We start from the raw sequence: 21,970 nt of genomic DNA, 5'->3' as shown, positions 1-21,970 counted from the left end.
AACTGCGTACTTAATTAAAGTACACAGTCCTAATCAAATAATGATTTTCAGGCTTAAAGATCTTCCCCGATAATCTTTACTTCTCTTTCCAATGAAACATTGAATTTTTCTTTCACTGTTTTTTGAACATGTTTGATTAATGAAATATACTCTTCTGCTGTCGCATTATCTTTATTGACGATAAAGCCTGCATGTTTTGTAGAAACTTCAGCACCACCAATTCGTGTACCTTGTAGTCCACTATCTTGAATTAGTTTTCCAGCAAAATAACCAGGCGGTCTTTTAAAGACACTGCCGCAAGATGGATACTCTAAAGGTTGTTTAGATTCCCTTTTAAAGGTTAAGTCATCCATGATTGCTTTTATTTCTTCGTAGTTGCCTGGCTTAAGGGTAAATACTGCCTCTAGAACGATGTCACCTTTTTCAGGAATATTGCTTGTTCGATAACTAAGCTCTAAATCAGCTGCCGATCTCTTGACGATTTCTCCATCACTATCGACAACAATAGCATAATCAAGGGCGTCTTTAATCTCACCACCATAGGCACCAGCGTTCATAAATAAAGCCCCGCCTACTGTGCCAGGGATTCCGCAAGCAAATTCCAATCCGGATAATCGTTCCTGCAATGCATATCTAGAGGCGTCGATGATAGCTGCGCCGCTTTGCGCCATAAGTTGGTTACCGTCTGTTGAAATTTGATTAAAGTTTTTCAGTAAGATGACGATCCCGCGAATGCCCCCATCTTTAACAATTAAATTGGAGCCATTTCCTAATAAAGTAAAAGGCACATTCTCCTGTCTAGCAAATTTGACAATAGATTGTACTTCTTCATATGTGGATGGCGTGATAAAAATATCTGCTTTGCCGCCTAGTTTCGTGTAAGTATGGTTTTTTAGTATTTCATCCATCTTTATGTTGTGTTCATCTACGATGGAGGCTAATTTATCATAAATTTTGCCGTAATCAGTCATTCATATCATTCCTTTTGCTTAGATAATGATCTGGGAGGTAGCTGTCTTCTTAAAGATTGTTAAAATTCGATTCCAATTTTAACCTCGGACAGCATGTAAAATTCGTTTTATATTAATTATTAGAAAAAATTCCCTTCATCAAGTGGGATACCGTATTATAGGTTAGCTTTGTTGTTGAAAACTATAAAATAGGGCTTCATTTCATCATATGCCTATATTTGGTCGAAAGTTAAATTCAATAAGAAATATTTTTGACAATATCCTTATCATAGTAATAAAAGGAGGAATTATCAACAGAAAACAAGGAATTACAAATAAATGTTATATACATGAAAAAATGATGCGACAAATTTTACAAATGAAATATTCTGTAAAGCTTGATACATGAAGGATTTATTCCATATTAATCAAACGTTTGATTAAATATCGGATATGACAAAATTTTTAGGAGAAAGTTGATAAAAAACTATTTATTATAAGGGTGTATCTACGTTTAACCAAACGTTTGATTAAAAAACATTGGGTCGATATTTGTCTTCATTTCTTCATTATTTTCTCCGATTTTTTCCAGTGAAATAACCAAGAGAAAAAACGATAATATAGCTCAATAGACCCCAAAAAATAATGGGGTTCTTTTGAATTATTTTTGTTATATGATCGGCAGTTTGAAGGAGACGCTTCATTAAAAGTCCTTCTGTATGAAGGCGATATAAGTACACAAGAAAGATTGCTATGAGTATCAAAAAAATAACCCAGAAAATACGGAAAAATGATATACTGCTATTTTTTGATTTCAATCTCATCACCTCTATCAAGTTTATAAAGCATCTTTTACATTGAGTGTTCAAAAAGGAGGACAAAAAGAGCCGAGAAGTTCGAGGAAGCGTAGCCTCCGAGAGCACCGGAGCGTATGCTTTTAATACGTGAGGAGCGTAGGAGCAAGCTGACGCTGAAATTCGACAGCTATTTTTCCCGGACTTTTTGAACATCCTTTTAAGAATTTTAATGAATCATATTCTTCGCTCTCAACCACTTCAGCGCTTCTCTCTTACTTAAGTTTGCGAGCTTCGTAGATTCTACAAACTGAATAACTTTCTCCGCATCCGTTTTGGAGTATTCTCTCAATGCCCAGCCAATGGCCTTCTGAATAAAAAACTCCTTTGATTCATTTAATCGTAAGATACTATTAAACAAAATAGATGAATCGGTTTCCTTTTTATATTTTAATTGATACAACAGAATACTTCTTTGAAGCCAGATATTATTAGAAGAGAGCCATCTTTCCCTTATTTCCTCTGTGTGGTCAGGGAAAGCTTTCATATAAGATCCTAGGGCGTTTGTAGCAATAACATCAACTGAATCCCACCACGATTTATGGGTAATACAATATTCTATTAATTCTATGTCATCTTCTTTTAGCCATTTTGTGTAACGGTTGAGAAGATGAATAGCTATCATCTGGTATTCTCTCTCATGTTTGTCCCAAAGGGATGTAACAATTTTCTTTAAATCATCAGGTTGAACGGAATACTCTGAAAGAATTTGTTTAAAGACTTCTTTTACATAAGGGGCCCTTAAGCCAAAAAAATCAAATCGATCCTTCATATATTTTTTCATGAGAATTGCTTCTTCTTTGTCAGCTTTGGCTATTAATGCTTCTTCGATTGCGATTAAAAGATCCAAAAACGATCACTCCTAAGACATAATTATTCTATTTTTATCATACAACGTTTTACGAGAGAATGAGAGTGTATGATTAAATATTCTGATTAATAAAAATTTTACTAACACAAGTCAAAATATTCTAATAATTTTCTGCGGCATCATGTACAATAGAAGAAAAGATGTGTTGGAAAATCGAAAGGAGGAATCTATCGGATGAAGCATCCTTACTTAAATGAAGAGCATGAAATATTTCGTAAGACATTAAAAAAATTTCTTGCAAAGGAATGCGCTCCTTACTACGAACAATGGGAAGAAGAACGATTGATCCCACGTTCCTTTTGGAGAAAGATGGGAGAACAAGGCTTTCTTTGTCCTGATGTGGATGAAGCATATGGTGGAAGTGGGGTCGATTGGAGTTTTTCGGTCGTAATTAATGAAGAGTTGGAGAGAATTGGCTCAAGCTTAATTGGAATTGGACTACATAATGATATTGTCATCCCTTATATTTCAGCCTATGGAACAGAGGAACAAAAGCGTCGCTGGCTTCCAAGTTGTGTGGCTGGTGAATGTATTTCGGCGATTGCAATGACAGAACCGGGAACAGGGTCGGACTTAGCAAATATCCAAACAACAGCAACACTAGATGGAGATCATTATCTTTTAAATGGTCAAAAAACCTTTATTACTAATGGAATACACGCAGATCTTGTTATTGTTGCCTGTAAAACCAATCTGCAAGCTGTTCCAAAGCATAAAGGGTTAAGTTTGCTCGTTGTTGAAAAAGATACACTTGGTTTTTCAAGGGGGAGAAAGCTAAATAAAGTAGGGTTGCATTCACAAGATACGGCTGAATTAATTTTTGAGGACTGCCTTGTACCGAAAGAAAATTTACTAGGTGAGGAAGGGGAAGGTTTCACCTATCTCATGGAAAAGCTTCAGCAGGAAAGATTAATCGTTGCGATTGCCGCCCAAGTGGCTTCTGAAAAAATGCTTCAATTAACGATGGATTATGTAAAAACGCGAAAAGCGTTTGGAAAACAAATTAGTCAATTCCAAAATACTCAATTTAAGATTGTAGAAATGGCCACCGATATCGAAATGGGAAGAACCTTTTTAGATCAACTAGTTGCTGAGCATATCGCTGGTGAAAATATTGTCACGAAAGTATCAATGGCCAAGTGGAAGCTGACAGAAATAGCAAGAAATGTGGCTGTGGAATGTATGCAATTGCATGGTGGATATGGCTATATGGAAGAATACGAGATTGCGAGAAGATATCGAGACACTCCAGTAGCAAGCATCTATGCTGGGACAAATGAAATTATGAAGACGATTATTGCGAAAAACTTAGGATTATAGTTTTGTTAAAAGGTAAGGAAGTATTTCTGTATTAAAGTATTTTACGATTCGTGGTAATCAAAGTATGTTTTGATTCCCCCGCAAAGACAATTTCGTGTATCACGGTAAACAAAGTCACGCATTGAATCCCGTCCAAGTAATTTTTCGTGATTTACGGTAATCAATGCCAGCTCGATTTCCACACTTGAATATTTTCTCACTTAACAAGTTTCATAAGAAAGGAAGTTAGCGATGCGAGAGGTTGTTATTGTTGAAGGTTTAAGAACACCAGTAGGAAGGAAAAATGGCGAACTAAAAGATATTCGTCCAGATGATTTAGCAGCAGAGGTTTTGAAAGCGCTTATAAATCGAACGGATATTGATCCAACTATAATTGATGATGTTATCCTAGGCTGTGTCACCCAGTCGGGAGAGCAGGCCGGTGATATTGCAAGAGTGGCTGCTTTAATTGCTGGTTACCCAGTCGAGGTGCCTGGAGTCACGATTGATCGGCAATGTGGTTCCAGTCAGCAGGCTGTACATTTTGCTAGTCAGGCCATACTTTCAGGGGATATGGATGTGGTTGTAGCTGGCGGTGTAGAAAGCATGTCAAGGGTTCGAATCGCATCTAATTATCAAGGAGCTCCATTTAGTGAAAAATTAATGAATCGCTATGAAATCATTCACCAAGGTTTATCGGCTGAACGCATTGCGGAAAAGTATGGGTTCTCACGTGATGATTTAGACCGCTACTCTTACGAAAGTCACCAAAAAGCATTGAAGGCACAGATGGAAGGGTATTTTCAAAGAGAAATAATTGCAATAGAAAATGGCGGGTCAGAGCTCATTAAAGAGGATTCAGGCCCAAGGAAAGATACTTCTGTGGAAGCTTTAGGGAAATTGAAGTCTGCCTTCAAAGAAGATGGAAGCATCCATGCGGGAAATGCAAGTCAAATTAGTGATGGAGCTGCTGCGCTGCTGCTTATGTCACGGACAAAAGCGGAAGAGCTTGGCTTAAAGCCTCGATTTAAGGTTCATACTCGTGTTGTTGTTGGTTCTGATCCTACCCTTATGCTAACAGGACCTATTCCAGCAACAGAGAAGATATTAAAAAAATCCGGACTTAGACTTGAGGATATTGATGTATTTGAAGTGAATGAGGCCTTCGCACCGGTTCCTTTAGCCTGGCTGAAGGAAACAGGTGCTGATCCTAGAAAACTAAATCCGAATGGGGGTGCCATTGCTTTAGGACATCCGTTAGGTGCAAGTGGTGCAAGATTGATGGTTACTATGATGCATGAGCTTGAAAGAATAGGAGGACGCTTCGGTTTACAGACGATGTGTGAGGGTCATGGTATGGCAAATGCAACAATTATTGAAAGACTGGACTAAGGAATATTATGATCCGGCTTTGTTATTGCTTCTAAAAAAATTTATATGGTATGCGTTCAGCCGTTTTTACTACGTAAAGAATTGCTTCACACATACTATCAAAAAATAACTATGAACAAAGCCTAAAAATGGAGGAGAAAATATGTCAACAACGATTGGAAAACTATTCGATTTTACCGTGCAGAAATATCCAAACAAAGAAGCAGTGTTTGATGTAAGACGCAACAGACGATACACGTATACAGAATGGAAGGAACAGGTACATCGCCTAGCAAATGCACTCCTTCAAGAGGGGGTTCGTAAGGGTGACAGGGTATCCACCTATCTGTTTAATAATGAAGAATTAGCGACGGCTATTTTTGCTTGTGCAAAAATTGGTGCGGTATTGAATCCAATCAATTTCCGGTTGATGTCAGAGGAGGTGGCATATATATTAAACGATGCGAAGCCAAAAGTTGTCCTTTTTGAGCAAATGCTAGCATCAACGATTGCCTCTATTGAAAACCGATTTCCTCAAATTTCGTTTTGGTTTGTAGATGATCAAACACCATCCTATGCAGCAAACTATCAAGAAAAAATTCAAGCTGTACCAACAACTTTAGAAGAATCCCCCATTGAAGAAACCGATACTTATGCCCTTATGTACACAAGTGGAACAACCGGACGTCCGAAAGGAGTGATCCATCGCCATAGAGAAATTGTCGAGCAGAGTCTGATTATTATTAATGCTACTAAACTAAATCCAAATGATCATGGGCTTGTTATGGCACCAATGTTCCATTGTGCAGAGCTTCACTGTGCTTTAATTCCAAGAATTCATGTTGGTGCTAGAAATATTATTCTCCACCAATTCGAAGCAAAACGGGTATTGAAACTCATTGATCAAGAAAAAATCACCAAGTTTTTTGCAGCTCCTACGATGTGGAATATGCTTTTGCAGGAAGACCTAAAAAAATATAATCTTGAAAGTTTACAGCTCGGTTTATACGGTGCGGCTCCAATGGCACCAGCTCTAGTTCGCTCCTGTCACAGTCAATTAGGGATTGCTCTCGTTCAAGCATATGGAATGACCGAAATGGGGCCAGCTATTTCATTTCTTTCGGAGGACGATCAATTAACGAAAGCAGGGTCTGCAGGCCAAGCCTGTTTGAATCATGAGATCCGCATTGTACGCCCGCGTGAGGATGGCCCATCTGACCCGGATGATATCGTTCCAACAGGTGAAACTGGAGAAATCATTGTAAAAGGTCCATGTATGATGAGTGGCTATTTTGAACGTGAAGAAGCTACCAAACATGCTTTATATAAAGGTTGGTACCATTCAGGAGATATTGGCTATTTAGATGAAGATGGATATCTATGGGTGAAGGACCGAGTAGATGACATGATCATAAGTGGTGGCGAGAACATTTATCCACGTGAGGTAGAGGACGTCCTTTATGAGCATAATGGGGTACTTGATGTCGCTGTCATAGGACGTCCGGATGATCATTGGGGGGAAACAGTAATTGCTTTCGTAGTGAAAAAAGACCCTGCATTGACTAGTACAGAGTTGGATGAATGGTGTAAAAATAGTGATCATTTAGCGAATTATAAGCGCCCAAGGAAATATATCTTCTGCGATGTGCTTCCTAGAAATGCTAGCGGCAAAATTCAAAAGTTTTTGTTGAGAGAAAGGCTAAAAAAGACTCTTTTCTAATACATGTTCATTTGAAGTAAAAATAGTGATCAAACATGTTTCTTACTTTAGTGATGTGATACGTCAAAGAAGGTTCGGAAAACATGAGTAATGGAATAGAATTTTAATTTATATAAATAAAATTAAATAGATAAAGGGGAAATGTGACATGATGCAGGTGCCATTGACGGTTGGTTCATTGTTAGAAAGGGCAGAAAAATTTTTTTCGAAAAAGGAAGTGGTTTCGAGAACGTTATCAGGAGTATACCGCTTTACCTATAAGGAGATTGGACAGCGAACACGAAGACTAGCAAGCTCTTTAGAGAAGCTTGGGGTGAAAAAAGGTGACCGTGTGGGAACATTAGCTTGGAATCATCATCGCCATCTTGAGGTTTATTTTGCGGCACCTGGAATAGGGGCGGTCCTGCACACGATTAATATTCGATTATCGCCAGAACATATTTCATATATTATTAATCATGCCGAAGACCAAGTATTATTGATTGATGAGGATATCGTTCCTCTTGTCGAAAGGGTAAAAGATACACTTACAACGGTGAAGGCATTCATTATTATGACAGATAAAGATAAATTGCCGCCAACGACATTAAAACCTGTTTATTCATATGAAAGATTACTAGAGTCGGGAGATCCTGAGCATCAATTCTTAAAGGATATTGACGAAAATGATCCTGCTGGCATGTGTTATACTTCTGCAACTACCGGAAATCCAAAAGGGGTTGTATATTCTCACCGAGGAATCGTGTTACACAGTTTTGCTTTAGGATTGGCGGATACGACAGCTTTATCTGAAAAGGATTCATGTATGCCTGTCGTTCCGATGTTTCATGTGAATGCGTGGGGAATGCCTTTTGCTGCTACCTGGTTTGGTTCAAGGCAGGTTTTACCTGGTCCGATGTTTACACCGAAGCTGCTTGCACAGTTTATTCAAGATGAAAAGGTAACCGTTACAGCAGGCGTTCCTACGATTTGGCTAGGTTTATTAAATGAATTAGAGCATGGGGATTATGACACCTCCTCTTTAAGAGCAATCCTTTGCGGAGGATCCGCAGCACCGATGGCTATGATCAAAGCTTTTGAACAGAAGTACAATATCCCATTCCTTCATGCCTATGGGATGACAGAAACAACCCCGCTTGCGACAGTCTCAACATTAAAAAGCTATCAAAAGGATTTAGAAGAGGAAGAGATAATAAATATTCGATCAAAGCAAGGTCTAATCGTACCAGGATTAGATATGAAAGTAGTTTCCGGGGATAAAGAAGTACAGTGGAACGGAAATGAAATGGGAGAGCTTCTGATTAGGGGACCTTGGATTGCCAGCGAATACTATAAGGATGAAAGATCGAGTGAAGCTTTTAAGGATGGCTGGCTTTATACAGGGGATGTTGCCACGGTAGACGAGGAAGGAAATGTAAGGCTGGTTGATCGTACGAAAGACTTAGTGAAAAGTGGGGGAGAATGGATTTCTTCCGTTGAACTAGAGAATGCTTTAATGGCGCACGAAGCAGTCTTCGAGGCTACTGTAGTCGGTGTCCCGCACCCACAATGGCAAGAACGGCCAATTGCTTGCATTGTTTTAAAAGATTCCTATAAAGGAAAGGTAGAAAAACAGGAATTAATAGAATTTATCGCACCACAATTCGCAAAATGGTGGTTGCCAGATGAGATTATCTTTATGGAAGAAATTCCGAAAACATCTGTTGGGAAGTTTTTGAAACGAGAGTTGAGAGCTAGATTGAGGAACTATTTTATCGAGGCCTAAAATACAAAGACGCCGAGCAATAAGGATTGCTCGGTTATTTTTTTATTCCAGTAACAATTCTAACGGGAGGAAACATAGAAAAATATAATTTTGAAATCTTTACATCTTTTAGGCCAGATTTTATCAACATTTGAGAATATTCTTCAACATATTGAAAATCTAGTATGGCTACTCTGCCATTTGTTTTTAAAACTCGATACATTTCATCTATCGCTTTCTGCCTTTCACTTTTACTAGATATATTATGAATAGTGAGGCTAGAAGCAATTGCATCAAATGTATTTTCTTTAAAAGGTAATATTCGTGCGTCAGCGTTAATTATTTTTACACGATTTTTTACCCCTTCTATTTCTGCATTTTGTAAAGTCACTTTAAGATGATTTCCTGATTGGTCATTTGTATTCCATATATCTATTCCTATAGCTTTTCCACTTGATAATTGTTTTGCTATTGAATGTAATACAAAGCCTCTTCCGCATCCTACATCAAGAACCGTATCGTTTTCTTTAATATTTAACCTCTCTATTAATTCCCTAACGACATATCCTTTTCCTTTCTTACTACTCCAAACCATCAGGATCGTTTCACCTAAACAAACGATTCCACCGAGAAGAAGAAGAATAGATAGTGTGAACCAAACTATCCCATTTATTTGTAATATAAAAAAAGCAGCAATGATCAGCAGTATCCCGATCAACAATAAATTTCTAATTACAATTGGTGCATCTATCCCATAGTTCCCTTTGTTTGCGATTTCCTTCTTGTAATTAGTCATTTGCTTTTCATCCCTTTTCAATATTAGGCATTGCATTATATTACTAATAAAATACAATGCCTAATATTAAAGTATTTTTTTATACACGTCCTAATGCAAAATAACTCAAAATAAGGTCCCTCAAGATGAATTTTAGTAAAAATAAGGTTAAATTTTAGTAAAATTATTGAATGTTTTTACTAATGTGATTAATATATATATAATGACTTTGTTTGAAGGGGGATGAAACATGAATAAAGAACAGCTTAGTAAGGAATTTCGAAACCATTTTAAAAGTGACTTTGAGCGTATGTTTTTCGCACCTGGAAGGATTAATTTAATCGGTGAGCATACGGATTATAATGGTGGTCATGTCTTTCCGTGTGCGATAACATATGGAACATACGCATTAACTAAAAGGCGAGAGGATAAAAGAGTGCAGCTTTTTTCTATAAACTTTCCAGAGAAGGGCATGATCCAGTTTAACATTGACGAATTAGAGTTTAACAAGGAGCATACTTGGGCGAATTATCCGAAAGGAATGCTTCGTTTTATAAAAGAAGATGGATATGAGATCTTATCTGGCTTTGATGTATTATTTTACGGAAATATTCCAAATGGAGCGGGATTATCTTCTTCCGCATCGATTGAAATGGTGACAGGAGTAATGATCGACCAGCTATTTCAATTAAACATTCCTCGAATCGATTTAGTAAAACTCGGGAAAAAAGTTGAAAATGATTTCATCGGTGTCAATAGTGGAATCATGGATCAATTTGCAATTGGGATGGGGAAAAAGGATTCAGCTATTTTACTAGATTGTCAGACACTTCAATATGAATATTCTCCTATCGAATTAACTGATCACCGAATTATCATTATGAATACGAATAAACGCCGAGAGCTAGCCGATTCTAAATATAACGAACGGAGAAGAGAATGTGAAGAAGCTTTAAGCCAGTTTCAAAAGGTTATTGATATTCAATCGCTCGGTGAGTTAACAGAAGAACAATATGAAGTACATAAGCATGTTATAACAAATGAGGTACTGAAAAAGCGGTCTAAGCATGCCGTTTATGAAAATCAACGAACATTAAAAGCTCTTCGCTTTTTGAAAGCGGGAGATTTGAAAATGTTTGGTCGGCTCATGAATGAATCCCATCGTTCATTAAAAGAGGATTATGAAGTGACTGGAATCGAGTTGGATTCATTAGTTGAAGCTTCATGGTCTCAAGACGGTGTGGTTGGTGCAAGAATGACCGGTGCTGGATTTGGCGGATGTGCGATTGCCATTGTAGAGGAAAAAAAGGTTCCTAATTTTATTGAACAAGTAGGCAAAACATATCATGACAAGATTGGATATCAGGCTGATTTTTATGTAGCAAGTATTGGAGACGGAGCAATGGAAATAACAAATGAGGTGATGTTATGAGTATTTTAGTCCTTGGTGGTGCAGGATATATTGGCTCACATGCTGTTTACCAGTTAATCGATCAAAACTTTGATGTCGTTGTCGTTGATAATTTACAAACTGGTCATAGAGAAGCTGTTCATCCAAAAGCAAAATTCTATGAAGGGGATATACGTGATCGTGACTTTTTACGAAAAGTGTTTTCGCAGGAAACGATCGATGCAGTTATTCATTTTGCAGCGAACTCACTCGTCGGGGAATCAATGGGTGCTCCACTTGAATACTTCGATAATAATGTATATGGCACACAGGTTTTACTAGAAATGATGAATGAGTTTGGCGTTAAGTATATCGTGTTCTCCTCAACAGCTGCTACCTATGGAGAGCCTAACACTACGCCAATCGATGAAAAGATGCCAACCAATCCTACAAATACGTATGGTGAAACCAAATTAACGATGGAAAAAATGATGAAATGGTGTGAAAAAGCATTCGACTTGAAATATGTGTCTCTAAGATATTTTAATGTAGCAGGTGCAAGGAGTACTGGTGAGATTGGTGAGGATCATTCTCCTGAAACTCATCTTATCCCAGTAGTTCTTCAAACGGCTTTAGGACAGCGTGAGGCGATTACTGTATTTGGAAATGATTATGAAACAGAAGATGGTACATGTGTCCGTGACTATGTCCATGTAGAAGACTTAATCGCTGCCCATCTTTTAGCCCTTCGCTATTTACAAAAAGGTGGAAAAAGCGAAATATTTAACCTTGGAAGTAATCAAGGTTTCTCTGTCAAAGAGATCATTGAAACGGCGAGAGAGGTTACGGGGCATCCAATTCCTTCAGTTATTGGAGAAAGACGTGCAGGGGATCCGAGTAAATTAGTGGCTTCATCTGAAAAAGCAAAGCGAATCTTAGGATGGAATCCGCAAAAAGCATCGATTTACCAAATCATAAAGGATGCGTGGAATTGGCATTCGAATCATCCTGACGGGTATAGGAAATAGCAGATGAACATTTTTGAATTGGTTCAGCGATTAGTAGATGAAGCTCAAAAATTAGCATTAATTGAAAAAGAAGATATGATCTATGCTAGGAATCAAGTTCTATCTTTGCTCCAGCTACATGATTTTAAAGAAATGAATAGGTCTTTTACAGAGAGGATCAGTATCCCTGATCTACTGGATGAAATTGTTGAATACGCATGTGAGCAGGAATTGATTGAAGATTATCTGGATGAGAAAGAAATTTTCTCTAGTAAACTAATGAATTGTTTTATTACGCGCCCATCGGATTTGAATCGTTTATTTTACGAAAAATATAATAGAAGTCCGAAAGAAGCCACTGATTTTTTCTATGAGTTAAGTAAAAACAGTAATTATATTCAAACGAAACGAATAGCAAAAAACATCGAATATAAAGTGGACACAAAGTATGTGGAACTAGATATCACGATTAATTTGTCCAAGCCTGAAAAGGATCCGAAGCAAATTGAAAAGGAGAAAAACACGAAAAGTACGGACTATCCAACATGTTTACTTTGTGTAGAGAATGAAGGTTATGCAGGAAGAATTGGTTATCCTGCCCGTTCGAATCATCGAGTCATTCAAGTCGAGCTCGAGGAGGAAAAATGGTATCTTCAATATTCTCCTTATGTTTATTATCGAGAGCACTGTATTTTGTTATCTGAACACCATCGGAAAATGAAAATCAATCGAGACACCTTTTCCTGCTTATTAGCTTTTGTCGATCGGTTTCCGCATTATTTTATTGGCTCAAATGCGGATATTCCGATCGTTGGCGGGTCGATTCTTTCGCACGATCATTACCAAGGCGGCTGCTATGAATTTCCGATGGCCAAGGCAAAAAGCGATTGGACTTTTGATATGACAAGGTTTTCGGGTGTTAAAGGGGAAGTCATTCATTGGCCGATGGCAGTGATTCGATTAAAAAGCAATGATCGTCATAAATTAATTGATGCAGCTGACTATATTTTGACGGTATGGAAAGAGTATAGTGATGAAACAGTTGGAATTCGCGCCTATTCGAATGAAACTCCACATAATACGATTACACCAATTTCACGAAAACATGGAGATGTATACGAGCTCGATCTTGTTCTCAGAAATAACCGGACAAATGAAGAGCATCCACTAGGCATTTTCCATCCACATGCAGATGTTCATCATATCAAAAAGGAAAACATTGGTTTAATAGAAGTGATGGGGCTTGCTGTTCTACCGGCACGCTTAAAGGATGAGCTAGTGGATGTGGAAAAATTCCTTTTGAATGAAAAAAATGATTTGAAAGATTACCATCGTCCATGGGCAATGGAGCTTAAAGAAAAGTACGCAGGTACTATCAATCATGGAAATGTTGAATCAATTGTAAAAAAAGAAGTAGGATCTAAATTTCAAAGAGTGCTAGAGGATGCAAGTGTGTTTAAACGTGATGATGCAGGGAGAGCGGCTTTGCATCGGTTTATAGAATGTCTATAAGGTGGATGAATAATGAATATAGTAGAAAAACAATTGGGTGAGCTGCAAGATCAGCCTGTCTATTCCTATACATTAACCAATCATCAAGGAATGAGTGTTACTTGTCTAAATTATGGATGCATTATAACAGATATTCAAACACCGGATCGAGAAGGCAGGATCGAGAGTGTTGTTCTCGGTTTTGACGAATGGGAGGATTATTTGAAATGGTCCCCTTATTTTGGAGCAGTGGTTGGACGGGTCGCGGGAAGAATAAAAAACGCTCAATTTGAATTGGATGGAAATGTCCATTACATAGAGAAAAATGAAGGGGAAAATCATTTACATGGGGGGCATCAAGGTTTTAGCCACAAGATTTGGGCTACCAACCCTTTTAAGGAAAAGGATGAGATTGGTATAAGATTTGCTTACACTAGTCCAGATGGAGAAGCAGGCTATCCGGGAAACTTGTATATGGAAGTAGAGTATCGATTAAATGATGAAAATGAATTTATTATTTCCTATAAAGGTACCTCCGATAAAAAAACGATCGTGAATTTAACCAATCATTCTTATTTTAATTTACATGGGAAATTGAAAAAGGATATTTCAAATCATAGACTTTTTCTAAATAGTGATCGCTTTTTAGCATTAAATGAGCAGCTGCTCTCTACAGGGGAAATCATTGACGTTTCCGAAACCGTTTTTGATTTTCAAAATGGACGGATGATTAACGAAGGATTTACGCGAGGAAATCCTCAAAATGTTATAGTAGGATATGGATATGATCATCCATTTATTTTTAAAGAAAATGAAGAGAAGAAAGCGATTCTTTTTTGCGAAGAGAGCGGTCGAAAATTGGCGATTGAAACCGATCAGCCAGGAGTTATTTTATATACAAGTAATCAGCTGGAAGGTGATTACCTGATTCGCGGGGTGAAACCTTGCCGATATTTAGGGGTTTGTCTTGAGACGCAGAGGCTGCATCAGCTCGATTTACCTTCCATTATTTTAGATAGAGATCAAGAATACAGAGCAAAGACGAAATACAAATTTAGTGTGGTGAATAGCCTAAATGGCGACAATTAAAGATATTGCAGAAAAGGCTGGGGTTTCTATTGCAACGGTTTCGAGGGTGCTGAATGATGACCCGACATTATCTGTTAGTGATGAAACAAAGAGGAGAATATTTGAAATCGCAGAAAAGCTCTCCTATAAAAAGCGGCTTTCTCAAAAAAAGCCTTCCTTATCAAAGATTGCGATGATTCATTGGTATACAGAGCAGGAAGAACTGAATGATTTATACTACATGTCCATACGTTTAGGGATAGAAAATCGCTGTCAAATGAATGATATTCAAGTAGTAAAGTATTTTCGAAATAATTTTGCTGAGTTAAAAAGGGAAGAGGTTCATGGAATCATCGCGATTGGAAAGTTTAGTACTCAGGAAGTAGGAGAGCTTGCAAGGATTACAAAAAAAATTGTTTTCGTCGATTCCTCTCCGGATGAAGAGACATTCGATTCTATCGTAGCAGATTTTGAAAGAGCAACAGAAAAGGTTCTTGATTATTTGATTGAAAAAGGACATGAAAAAATAGGGTATATTGGTGGACATGAAGTGTTTAAGGATGAAACAGCAGAAATCGAAGACCCGAGAGAACGAGCATTTAAAGCATATATGGGCAAAAAAGGGCTGCTACATGAAAGTTATATGTACATTGGTGCTTTTTCTGTTGATGCCGGACAAATGTTAATGAATCAAGCGATTCAGGAGCATGGCGAAAATCTTCCAACTGCCTTCTTTGCTGGAAATGATTCGATTGCAGTGGGTTGCTTGCGAGCACTTTTGAATGCGAATATCTCAGTGCCGGAAAGGGTCAATATTATCGGAGTGAATGATATAAGTGTTTCAAAATACGTTTATCCTTCCTTAAGCACTGTTAAAGTATATACAGAGTTAATGGGCGAAACGGCAGTGGATACACTAATTGAACGAATAGCCGGGAGACAAGTTCCGAAAAAAATTTTTATTTCTACAAAATTGGTTTGTCGGGAAAGCAGTTTTTAATATGAATGTTTTTATAAGTTCCTCTGAAACTAGGGGAGCTTTTTTTGTGTTATATAGCGAACAAACTTTTAGCTTTTTATTTGTTTTATAAAAAGAACTTTTTTGTTCTTTAGGAAGAACAAAATAGTAAGATATACTTAGGAATTAATAGAATGATAGAGAAAAATAAGTATTTTGTCGGATATTTGCTAGATTTCTACGGTTTCCTTTTATTTTAATGGCTAATATAATGACATTGTAAAGTTCTTTATAAAGAACATAAACAACGAACAAAAAGGAGGGCGGTGAAAAATTAAAAGAATTGCAGCAATAATCTTTGTAAGTGTCACTTTTGTCAGTGTGGGGACTACTTTTGCACTTGTTGACCCAGGGGGAAAGCTTGCCGGTTGGTATGAAAATCATTTCAAAGAAAAAGTTCACCATCTTAGTAAAACCACAACAACGGAATTATTTTCTTCGTTAGAAAAACTTCAAAAAGAGCTTCAAGTTTTAAAAACTAACTTAACAAAACAACTCGATAACTATGAAGTGAATCAGTCAGTAGAAACAATAAACAGCATAAAGAAGCACCAAGAAAATCAGATCAATCAGTTACATACAGTCACTGAAGAGATCGGTAAACAACATAAAGAAAAAATGCAAGCCTATATCGAAAAAAAGAAAGAGCAAGAAGCGGAACAGCTCACAAAAGACATTGAAGATTTGTTAACAGAATTAACCCAGGAATAATAAAAATCTATTATACAAAAGGAGCTAATAAAAATGTTGAAATCAGTTAAAGGGAAAATCGTAACAGGAGTCGTAACAATAGGATTATTATCAGGAGTTGGAGCAGCTTTCGCATATACAGATGCAGGGGTAAAATTGCAAGCTTGGTATGATGCGCAATTTAAATTATCGTCGAAAACTGTTGATAAAGAAGCACAGGATTACTCAATTTCTAAATTAATGGATTTTGATACAACATATTTATCCCTTAAAGACAGTACAGAAAAAGATATAAATGAAGGGAAAGATTTTCAAATAAATATGGTAAATAAAAATATAAACACAGAAAAAAATCGCCAAATTAATTTATTAAATGATAAGAAAGCGAAAATCCAAGCTGGAATGGACGCAGAATTTAATCTCCTTGTAGATAAGACTAATAAATCATTTAATCAAGCCTTTGATAAAGTCTATTCCTTATACGAAACCAAATTAAAAAAAGATACAGACACAGTGGGTGCAGCCGCAATGAAGGAAGTGGAAAGCGAATTAACAAAATCTAAAGATGCTGCTGTTAAAGAATTAAAAGATGCAATTGCTGCAGCAAAAGCTGAACTACAAGCTCAACTTGACTCCAAAACAACAGTAGCAATAACTGATATCAAAGCTGCAATAGACGTAAAAACCAAGCAAATTAGTGATTTACTCACTAAGAAAGCGGATGAGTTCCTTGAAAATCAAAAACGATATATTGGCGATAAAGCACAAGAACTTGAAAAAGCTGCCATAGATGAACTAAATAAAGTGGTAGACGGAATCTAATAACTAAATCGATCAGAGTTCCAACTGGAACTCTGATCAATTTTAAAGAATGGAGGGAAGAGGGATGATTACTAGGAAAGAAAAGCTGGGCCAAAATCAAAGGAAACATCGAAAAGCAAAGCTTCTTTTTGGAGTTCTTTTTTTAAGCCTAACGATAGGGAGCAGCATCGGAGTTGTATTTGCTGATCAGGACATACCTACTCTATTAAACAACTGGTTTAATAAAAAAGGCACGGAGTCAATTAGCGTCATTGAACAAGCAATTAGTACGGAAAAGGAAACACAAAAGGAGCGTTTAAAAGAAGAATTGCAAAAAGAATTGAAAAGGTCTCAAAAGGAATTAGAGAAGTTCACAGATCAGGAGAAAAAAGACCGAATAAAAGAATTGAGAGAGTACACTAATCAATTAATTGCTAATCTTCATATTGACAATCAGAAAGAAGAAAAGAGTATCAAAGAACAATTGAAGTCAATTATGAATGCAGCAATTTCAGAAATGGAAAAGGTCATTCCAGGGAATAAGGCAGCTGGGGAAAATGATTCTATTAAAAATAAAGAGAAAGAATCGAATGGAGAAGTTAAGGAAAATCAACCTCCAGATTCAGAAAACAATGATCCAAATGAGGATGTAACAGAAAATAATCCATAAGCTTCGGGGGCGATTAAATGAAATCGTTGAATATTGAACTAGATGCAACATCAGTTCCAAAAACAGATAAAAAAGCATGGTTTGGATGGATACGCTTCATTCTTTTTCTAGCAATCTTGTATTTCCTTATTCACTATGGGATTGGAATTAAAATTGTTAATGGGGATTCGATGAATCCTACCCTTCATGATAAAGGGATCTTTGTTGTTAACAAAGTGTTTTTTAAACCAGAACGGGGAGATATAGTCGTCGTAAAGGATCCAGATGGATTTGACATCGTAAAGAGAATTATCGGTCTACCTAATGATCGAGTTAAAATTAGTGATGGAGTAGTTTATCTCAATGGTCAGCCGTTAAATGAGCCGTACATAAAAGGAAAGGCTTTAAATATGGACGAAGTCACTGTAGAAGAAGGTAAATATTTTATTATGGGAGATAATCGAACCCCTGGCGAAAGTTTAGATAGCCGTGATCCAAGTATTGGTACCATTCTTGAAAAGAACATTGTAGGAGGAAAAATGTTTTAGTGGGACGAGAGTTCCTTGTCCCATTACACATTTAAGGTGATTATTTGGGACGACGGACCTCTGTCCCACCACACAGTCCATAATATATAAAATCTATTATTTCTTGAATTTTACTGGAGGTAATGAAGTTCTCCTTGTTCGGAGCATGAATTTCATGGTGCTTCATCATAGCTAATAGCGAGCCAATTAATCCTACATTGAACATTAAATAGTTTGAGATAGTAGATATTTCTTGATTTTGAATTCTCTTTTCAATCTCTTTTTCAATCGGACCTTGGTGATGAATTCGTTCAATATATTGTGTAGAAATATCAGGATGATGTAGAGCTTCGTTAAATAGAATTTCGAATTGAGTGCGATTCGAAATAATTTTTTCCACCATCATTTTTATTAAATCCTTTAGAGGTGTTTGGCTATAATCCTGCTGCTCGTCTTTTTTCTCTTCCAAAGGTGTCACACATGCTAATAATAAATCGGTCTTACTATTAAAATATTTATAAATGGTCGCTTCCGATATCCCAGATACTTTTGCGATTTCACTTGTTTTTGTAGAATCGAACCCTTTTTCTGCAAAAAGTTTTCTTGATTGATCGATGATGATTTGTTTGGTTTTTTCCCCTTTACCCAATGGAAAAACCTCCTAGAATATTACGAAATAGCAGATCGGACTTGTAAAGCTAAAACCGATCTGCTGATTTAGTATTTTTATTTAGGCTCTTTTCGTAAACTTTGTTGCTTTTATTCCTATAAAATAGACTGTAGAAATAAATTCCTAATAAATATTAATGAATAAATTTACGAAAAGATGCCCCGTCCACTATATTAATTCGGATATATTTTTATTCGAAAAACAATAATCTATGCGAAAACAGCCTTTATTTAAAAGATGCATATCCGTCATCAAGCATAACCACACTACCATTAATGACATCTGCTTCTTTTAATGATAACAAATAAACGGCACTTGCGATAGCTTCTGGTTTAATAAGCTCTCCACGCATTTGTTGTTTTTTCAAATGTTCAGTAAGTCCAGCATCTTTGTATCCTTGGATGATTGGAGTATCAACTCCGCCTGGGGCTACAGCGACAACACGAATTCCATATTGTGCAAGCTCAAGAGCGGCACTTTGTGTCATCATACGGACGGCACCTTTAGTTGCTTGGTATGGGAAAGTTCCTGGGTTTGCTAAGTAACCGAAAACGGAGGCAGTATTGATAATTACGCCTTTCACATCAAGTTCTTTCATTTTTCTACCAGCAGCAAGTATACCATAAGCGACTCCATGTTGATTAACTCCGATTACTCGACGGTAATCTTCTAATTTTGTATCCAGAAGAGGGGAGTTGGATCCAGTTCCAGCATTGTTAAACATAATATCAATAGTTCCGTATGTTTCAACAGCTTTTTCAACTAGGGCTTCTACATCTTCATATTTAGAAACATCTGTTTTAACAAAGATCGCATCGAACCCTTCAGATTTAATCATTTCAAGGGTTTCATTTCCGCCAGCTTCACTAAAATCAGCGATAACGACTTTATCTCCCTTACGAGCAAAATATAAACTTGTTTGACGGCCAATCCCACTGCCGCCACCTGTAATAACAGCTACTCTTGAAGACATATAAATTCCTCCTTGTTTATATAAACGTATTAATTAAGATTATTAGATAAAAAGTAAGTGAGTATTTACTTTTCTATTTTGATTATAGAACTGGAGTGGAAAAAATGCAAATGATGAAGATATTTAAAGAATAAACATGGAATGTAGGAGTATAAGTGTGGAGGGCTTGTATAAAGGATCAGGCCCTTTTGGTGGAAATCAATAATCTTTTAACGATTGTTTACAAGTTTCAATAAATTTCTTTACTAATAAGCTTTGTTTCTCATTTTTCCTCGTGCAAATAGCAATTTTATGAGTAGCATGGATATTTTGAACATATACTCTTGCTAATTGATGATTTTCAATATATTCACGTACGACAATTGATGAAATGAAATTGGCTCCATAGCTGAAAAAGTCTTAGTCCATGTATGTTCATCTTTTCACCTTTACTCATAATTAATATTTATAGATTGATAAAAAAGATATATTTTATTTATGAAAGATTTTTTCCATAAACTGTACGTGTAAGGATGATTATAGAGGAGATGAGAGATAATGGGGAATGAGTTATTGTGGAATAGAGTAGATGATTATTTTATGGAGAAAGTACTCCCATCTGATGAAATTCTTGAGCAGGTTTTAACTGCAAACAGGGAGGCAGGAATACCTGAAATTGATGTATCTCCAACACAAGGAAAGCTATTGTATTTATTAGCTAAAATGAAGGGAGCAAAAAATGTATTAGAAATAGGCACCCTCGGGGGATATAGCAGTATATGGCTTGCTCGGGCTCTCCCTGAAAACGGAAGAGTGTATACACTTGAAGTGGAGCAGGAATATGCAAATATAGCAGAACGAAATATTCAAGTGGCGGGTTTTCAAAATAAAGTGGAAGTGATTGTTGGAAAGGCATTGGATACATTGCCACTCTTGAAAGATAGAGGAGTCGCTCCATTTGATTTCATTTTCATTGATGCAGATAAGCCGAATAATCCGCAATACTTACATTTGGCATTGGAACTAGCTGAGCCGGGAACAGTTATTGTCGCTGACAATGTCGTAAGAAACGGAGAAGTTATTGATGAAAAAAGTACAGATGAGCGGGTACAGGGGATACGTCAATTTATGGACTTATTAGCAAACGAACCAAGAATAGAGTCTACAGCTATTCAAACGGTTGGCTCTAAAGGGTATGATGGATTTGTGCTTGGTGTAGTGAAATAAGCTTTTTCAGTCTTTAAAAATTGAAGTGTGAAGAGGCGTAATTAGAATTCGGGTTTTTCATATAAATTACGGTGGTAAGAATGTGCTATTCATTTGTTATTAAAAAATGAACAGTGAATAAAAGATTAGGGACGAGGGACCGGACCCTCTGTCCCATTAATAGGTAAGTAATTTTCCCCTTAATTTTGACATTTCATTATCCATGAAGGAAGAAGCCTTGGAAAGCTCGATTAGTTGTTTCTTAGCATCCTCTGGAATAGACTCCCCTTGATATTTATAGTTTAGTTTATGTTCGGTTGATGCCCAAAAATCCATGGCGGAAGTACGAATTTGTATTTCTGCAGGAACCCACAAAATTTCGTTGGATAGGATGACTTGGGTTTCTATAATCAAATGTAAACTTTTATAGCCACTACTTTTGGGCTCTTGAATATAATCTTTTACACCTAGTAATCGAATGTCTTCGCGTTTCTTGATATGCTCCTTCAACATGTATACGTCATCGATAAAGCTCGTGACAATTCGAACGCCAGCGATATCTTTTATTTCATTTTTCACTGCTTCTTGAGTTAAAGAGACCTCTTTATTCTGAATTTTCTCTACCAATGATTTTAGAGTTTTCATACGAGTTTTCAAATGTTCAATTGGAGAATAGCCATGTTTCGTTTTCCACTCTAAGTCTATAATCTTGAAATCACTTTCTAATTCGTGTAATGCCATTTGGTAAGGTATAAAGAAACCTCCCCAATTATGTAATGCTTTTTGAATAACCTCAATTTTAGTGTTTTTATTCTGCATTATACATACCCCTCTTAATTTTTCTTCTGTTATCATATCACAGATGATTTGAAAGTAAAAAATTTACAATTGATGAATGTTAACTTGAAGAATCTAAA

Annotated in this window: 21 protein-coding genes; 14 read left to right on the top strand and 7 right to left on the bottom strand. The window is 36.7% G+C overall.

What is annotated here, in order from left to right:
* Window positions 1-53: 53 nt before the first annotated feature.
* Window positions 54-971, bottom strand: coding sequence for a UDP-N-acetylmuramate dehydrogenase (gene murB / locus ACQKP0_RS02745; RefSeq protein WP_427404270.1), 918 nt, complete (start codon window positions 969-971; stop codon window positions 54-56).
* A gap of 1,002 nt (window positions 972-1,973) precedes the next feature.
* Window positions 1,974-2,654 (bottom strand): DNA alkylation repair protein, encoded by a 681-nt coding sequence (locus ACQKP0_RS02740; protein ID WP_427404269.1) that lies wholly within the window; start codon window positions 2,652-2,654, stop codon window positions 1,974-1,976.
* A gap of 195 nt (window positions 2,655-2,849) precedes the next feature.
* Here ACQKP0_RS02740 and ACQKP0_RS02735 point away from each other — a divergent pair, with 195 nt between their 5' ends.
* The gene (locus ACQKP0_RS02735) at window positions 2,850-3,995 is read left to right on the top strand and encodes an acyl-CoA dehydrogenase family protein (RefSeq protein ID WP_427404268.1); all 1,146 of its coding nucleotides are present in this window, start codon (window positions 2,850-2,852) and stop codon (window positions 3,993-3,995) included.
* Between the two features lie 41 nt (window positions 3,996-4,036).
* Here ACQKP0_RS02735 and ACQKP0_RS02730 read toward each other — a convergent pair whose 3' ends face one another.
* On the bottom strand, window positions 4,037-4,195 hold the full coding sequence (locus tag ACQKP0_RS02730) for a hypothetical protein (RefSeq protein ID WP_427404267.1): 159 nt from the start codon (window positions 4,193-4,195) through the stop codon (window positions 4,037-4,039).
* Between the two features lie 31 nt (window positions 4,196-4,226).
* Between ACQKP0_RS02730 and ACQKP0_RS02725 the strand changes: the two genes are divergently transcribed.
* From ACQKP0_RS02725 to ACQKP0_RS02715, 3 genes are all read left to right on the top strand, one after another.
* Entirely contained in the window at window positions 4,227-5,366 is a 1,140-nt protein-coding gene (locus tag ACQKP0_RS02725; protein WP_427404266.1) for a thiolase family protein, read from the top strand.
* 142 nt (window positions 5,367-5,508) lie between these two features.
* Complete coding sequence (locus tag ACQKP0_RS02720) at window positions 5,509-7,065, top strand: fatty acid--CoA ligase (protein ID WP_427404265.1); 1,557 nt, start codon at window positions 5,509-5,511, stop codon at window positions 7,063-7,065.
* 148 nt (window positions 7,066-7,213) lie between these two features.
* The gene (locus tag ACQKP0_RS02715; protein WP_427404264.1) at window positions 7,214-8,830 is read left to right on the top strand and encodes a long-chain fatty acid--CoA ligase; all 1,617 of its coding nucleotides are present in this window, start codon (window positions 7,214-7,216) and stop codon (window positions 8,828-8,830) included.
* A gap of 34 nt (window positions 8,831-8,864) precedes the next feature.
* Here the strand turns inward: ACQKP0_RS02715 and ACQKP0_RS02710 are convergent, their stop codons facing one another.
* The gene (locus ACQKP0_RS02710) at window positions 8,865-9,605 is read right to left on the bottom strand and encodes a class I SAM-dependent methyltransferase (protein ID WP_427404263.1); all 741 of its coding nucleotides are present in this window, start codon (window positions 9,603-9,605) and stop codon (window positions 8,865-8,867) included.
* Between the two features lie 229 nt (window positions 9,606-9,834).
* On the opposite strand from ACQKP0_RS02710, the gene ACQKP0_RS02705 reads away from it, so the two are divergent.
* From ACQKP0_RS02705 to lepB, 9 genes are all read left to right on the top strand, one after another.
* Window positions 9,835-11,016: a galactokinase gene (locus tag ACQKP0_RS02705; protein ID WP_427404262.1), complete on the top strand. Its 1,182-nt coding sequence runs from the start codon at window positions 9,835-9,837 to the stop codon at window positions 11,014-11,016.
* A complete protein-coding gene (gene galE, locus ACQKP0_RS02700; protein ID WP_427404261.1) occupies window positions 11,013-12,002 on the top strand; it encodes a UDP-glucose 4-epimerase GalE in 990 nt (329 codons plus the stop codon). The genes ACQKP0_RS02705 and galE overlap by 4 nt, the downstream gene beginning before the upstream one ends.
* Before the next feature lie 3 nt (window positions 12,003-12,005).
* On the top strand, window positions 12,006-13,493 hold the full coding sequence (gene galT / locus ACQKP0_RS02695) for a UDP-glucose--hexose-1-phosphate uridylyltransferase (protein WP_427404260.1): 1,488 nt from the start codon (window positions 12,006-12,008) through the stop codon (window positions 13,491-13,493).
* Between the two features lie 12 nt (window positions 13,494-13,505).
* Window positions 13,506-14,561 carry an aldose epimerase family protein gene (locus ACQKP0_RS02690; RefSeq protein ID WP_427404259.1) on the top strand — a complete coding sequence of 352 codons (1,056 nt, stop codon included), beginning with the start codon at window positions 13,506-13,508 and terminating at the stop codon, window positions 14,559-14,561.
* Window positions 14,548-15,540: a LacI family DNA-binding transcriptional regulator gene (locus ACQKP0_RS02685; protein WP_427404258.1), complete on the top strand. Its 993-nt coding sequence runs from the start codon at window positions 14,548-14,550 to the stop codon at window positions 15,538-15,540. The genes ACQKP0_RS02690 and ACQKP0_RS02685 overlap by 14 nt, the downstream gene beginning before the upstream one ends.
* A 339-nt stretch (window positions 15,541-15,879) precedes the next feature.
* Window positions 15,880-16,269 (top strand): hypothetical protein, encoded by a 390-nt coding sequence (locus ACQKP0_RS02680; RefSeq protein ID WP_427404257.1) that lies wholly within the window; start codon window positions 15,880-15,882, stop codon window positions 16,267-16,269.
* Window positions 16,270-16,302: 33 nt separating this feature from the next.
* Window positions 16,303-17,070 (top strand): hypothetical protein, encoded by a 768-nt coding sequence (locus tag ACQKP0_RS02675; protein WP_427404256.1) that lies wholly within the window; start codon window positions 16,303-16,305, stop codon window positions 17,068-17,070.
* 64 nt (window positions 17,071-17,134) lie between these two features.
* A complete protein-coding gene (locus tag ACQKP0_RS02670) occupies window positions 17,135-17,719 on the top strand; it encodes a hypothetical protein (RefSeq protein ID WP_427404255.1) in 585 nt (194 codons plus the stop codon).
* A gap of 17 nt (window positions 17,720-17,736) precedes the next feature.
* The gene (lepB, locus tag ACQKP0_RS02665; RefSeq protein WP_427404254.1) at window positions 17,737-18,246 is read left to right on the top strand and encodes a signal peptidase I; all 510 of its coding nucleotides are present in this window, start codon (window positions 17,737-17,739) and stop codon (window positions 18,244-18,246) included.
* A gap of 40 nt (window positions 18,247-18,286) precedes the next feature.
* Here lepB and ACQKP0_RS02660 read toward each other — a convergent pair whose 3' ends face one another.
* Window positions 18,287-18,874, bottom strand: a complete 588-nt coding sequence (locus tag ACQKP0_RS02660) for a TetR/AcrR family transcriptional regulator (protein ID WP_427404253.1) — start codon at window positions 18,872-18,874, stop codon at window positions 18,287-18,289.
* Between the two features lie 247 nt (window positions 18,875-19,121).
* On the bottom strand, window positions 19,122-19,868 hold the full coding sequence (locus ACQKP0_RS02655) for an SDR family NAD(P)-dependent oxidoreductase (RefSeq protein ID WP_427404252.1): 747 nt from the start codon (window positions 19,866-19,868) through the stop codon (window positions 19,122-19,124).
* Between the two features lie 537 nt (window positions 19,869-20,405).
* On the opposite strand from ACQKP0_RS02655, the gene ACQKP0_RS02650 reads away from it, so the two are divergent.
* Complete coding sequence (locus tag ACQKP0_RS02650; RefSeq protein ID WP_427404251.1) at window positions 20,406-21,074, top strand: O-methyltransferase; 669 nt, start codon at window positions 20,406-20,408, stop codon at window positions 21,072-21,074.
* A gap of 156 nt (window positions 21,075-21,230) precedes the next feature.
* Here the strand turns inward: ACQKP0_RS02650 and ACQKP0_RS02645 are convergent, their stop codons facing one another.
* Window positions 21,231-21,872, bottom strand: coding sequence for a GTP pyrophosphokinase (locus ACQKP0_RS02645; RefSeq protein ID WP_427404250.1), 642 nt, complete (start codon window positions 21,870-21,872; stop codon window positions 21,231-21,233).
* Window positions 21,873-21,970 lie beyond the last annotated feature (98 nt).

Origin of the sequence: Heyndrickxia sp. NPDC080065 (genome assembly GCF_050281185.1) — a bacterium.
GTDB lineage: Bacteria > Bacillota > Bacilli > Bacillales > Bacillaceae_C > Heyndrickxia.
The sequence above is the reverse complement of the archived record's forward strand: the minus strand, read 5'-3'. Positions and strand labels throughout refer to the sequence as shown.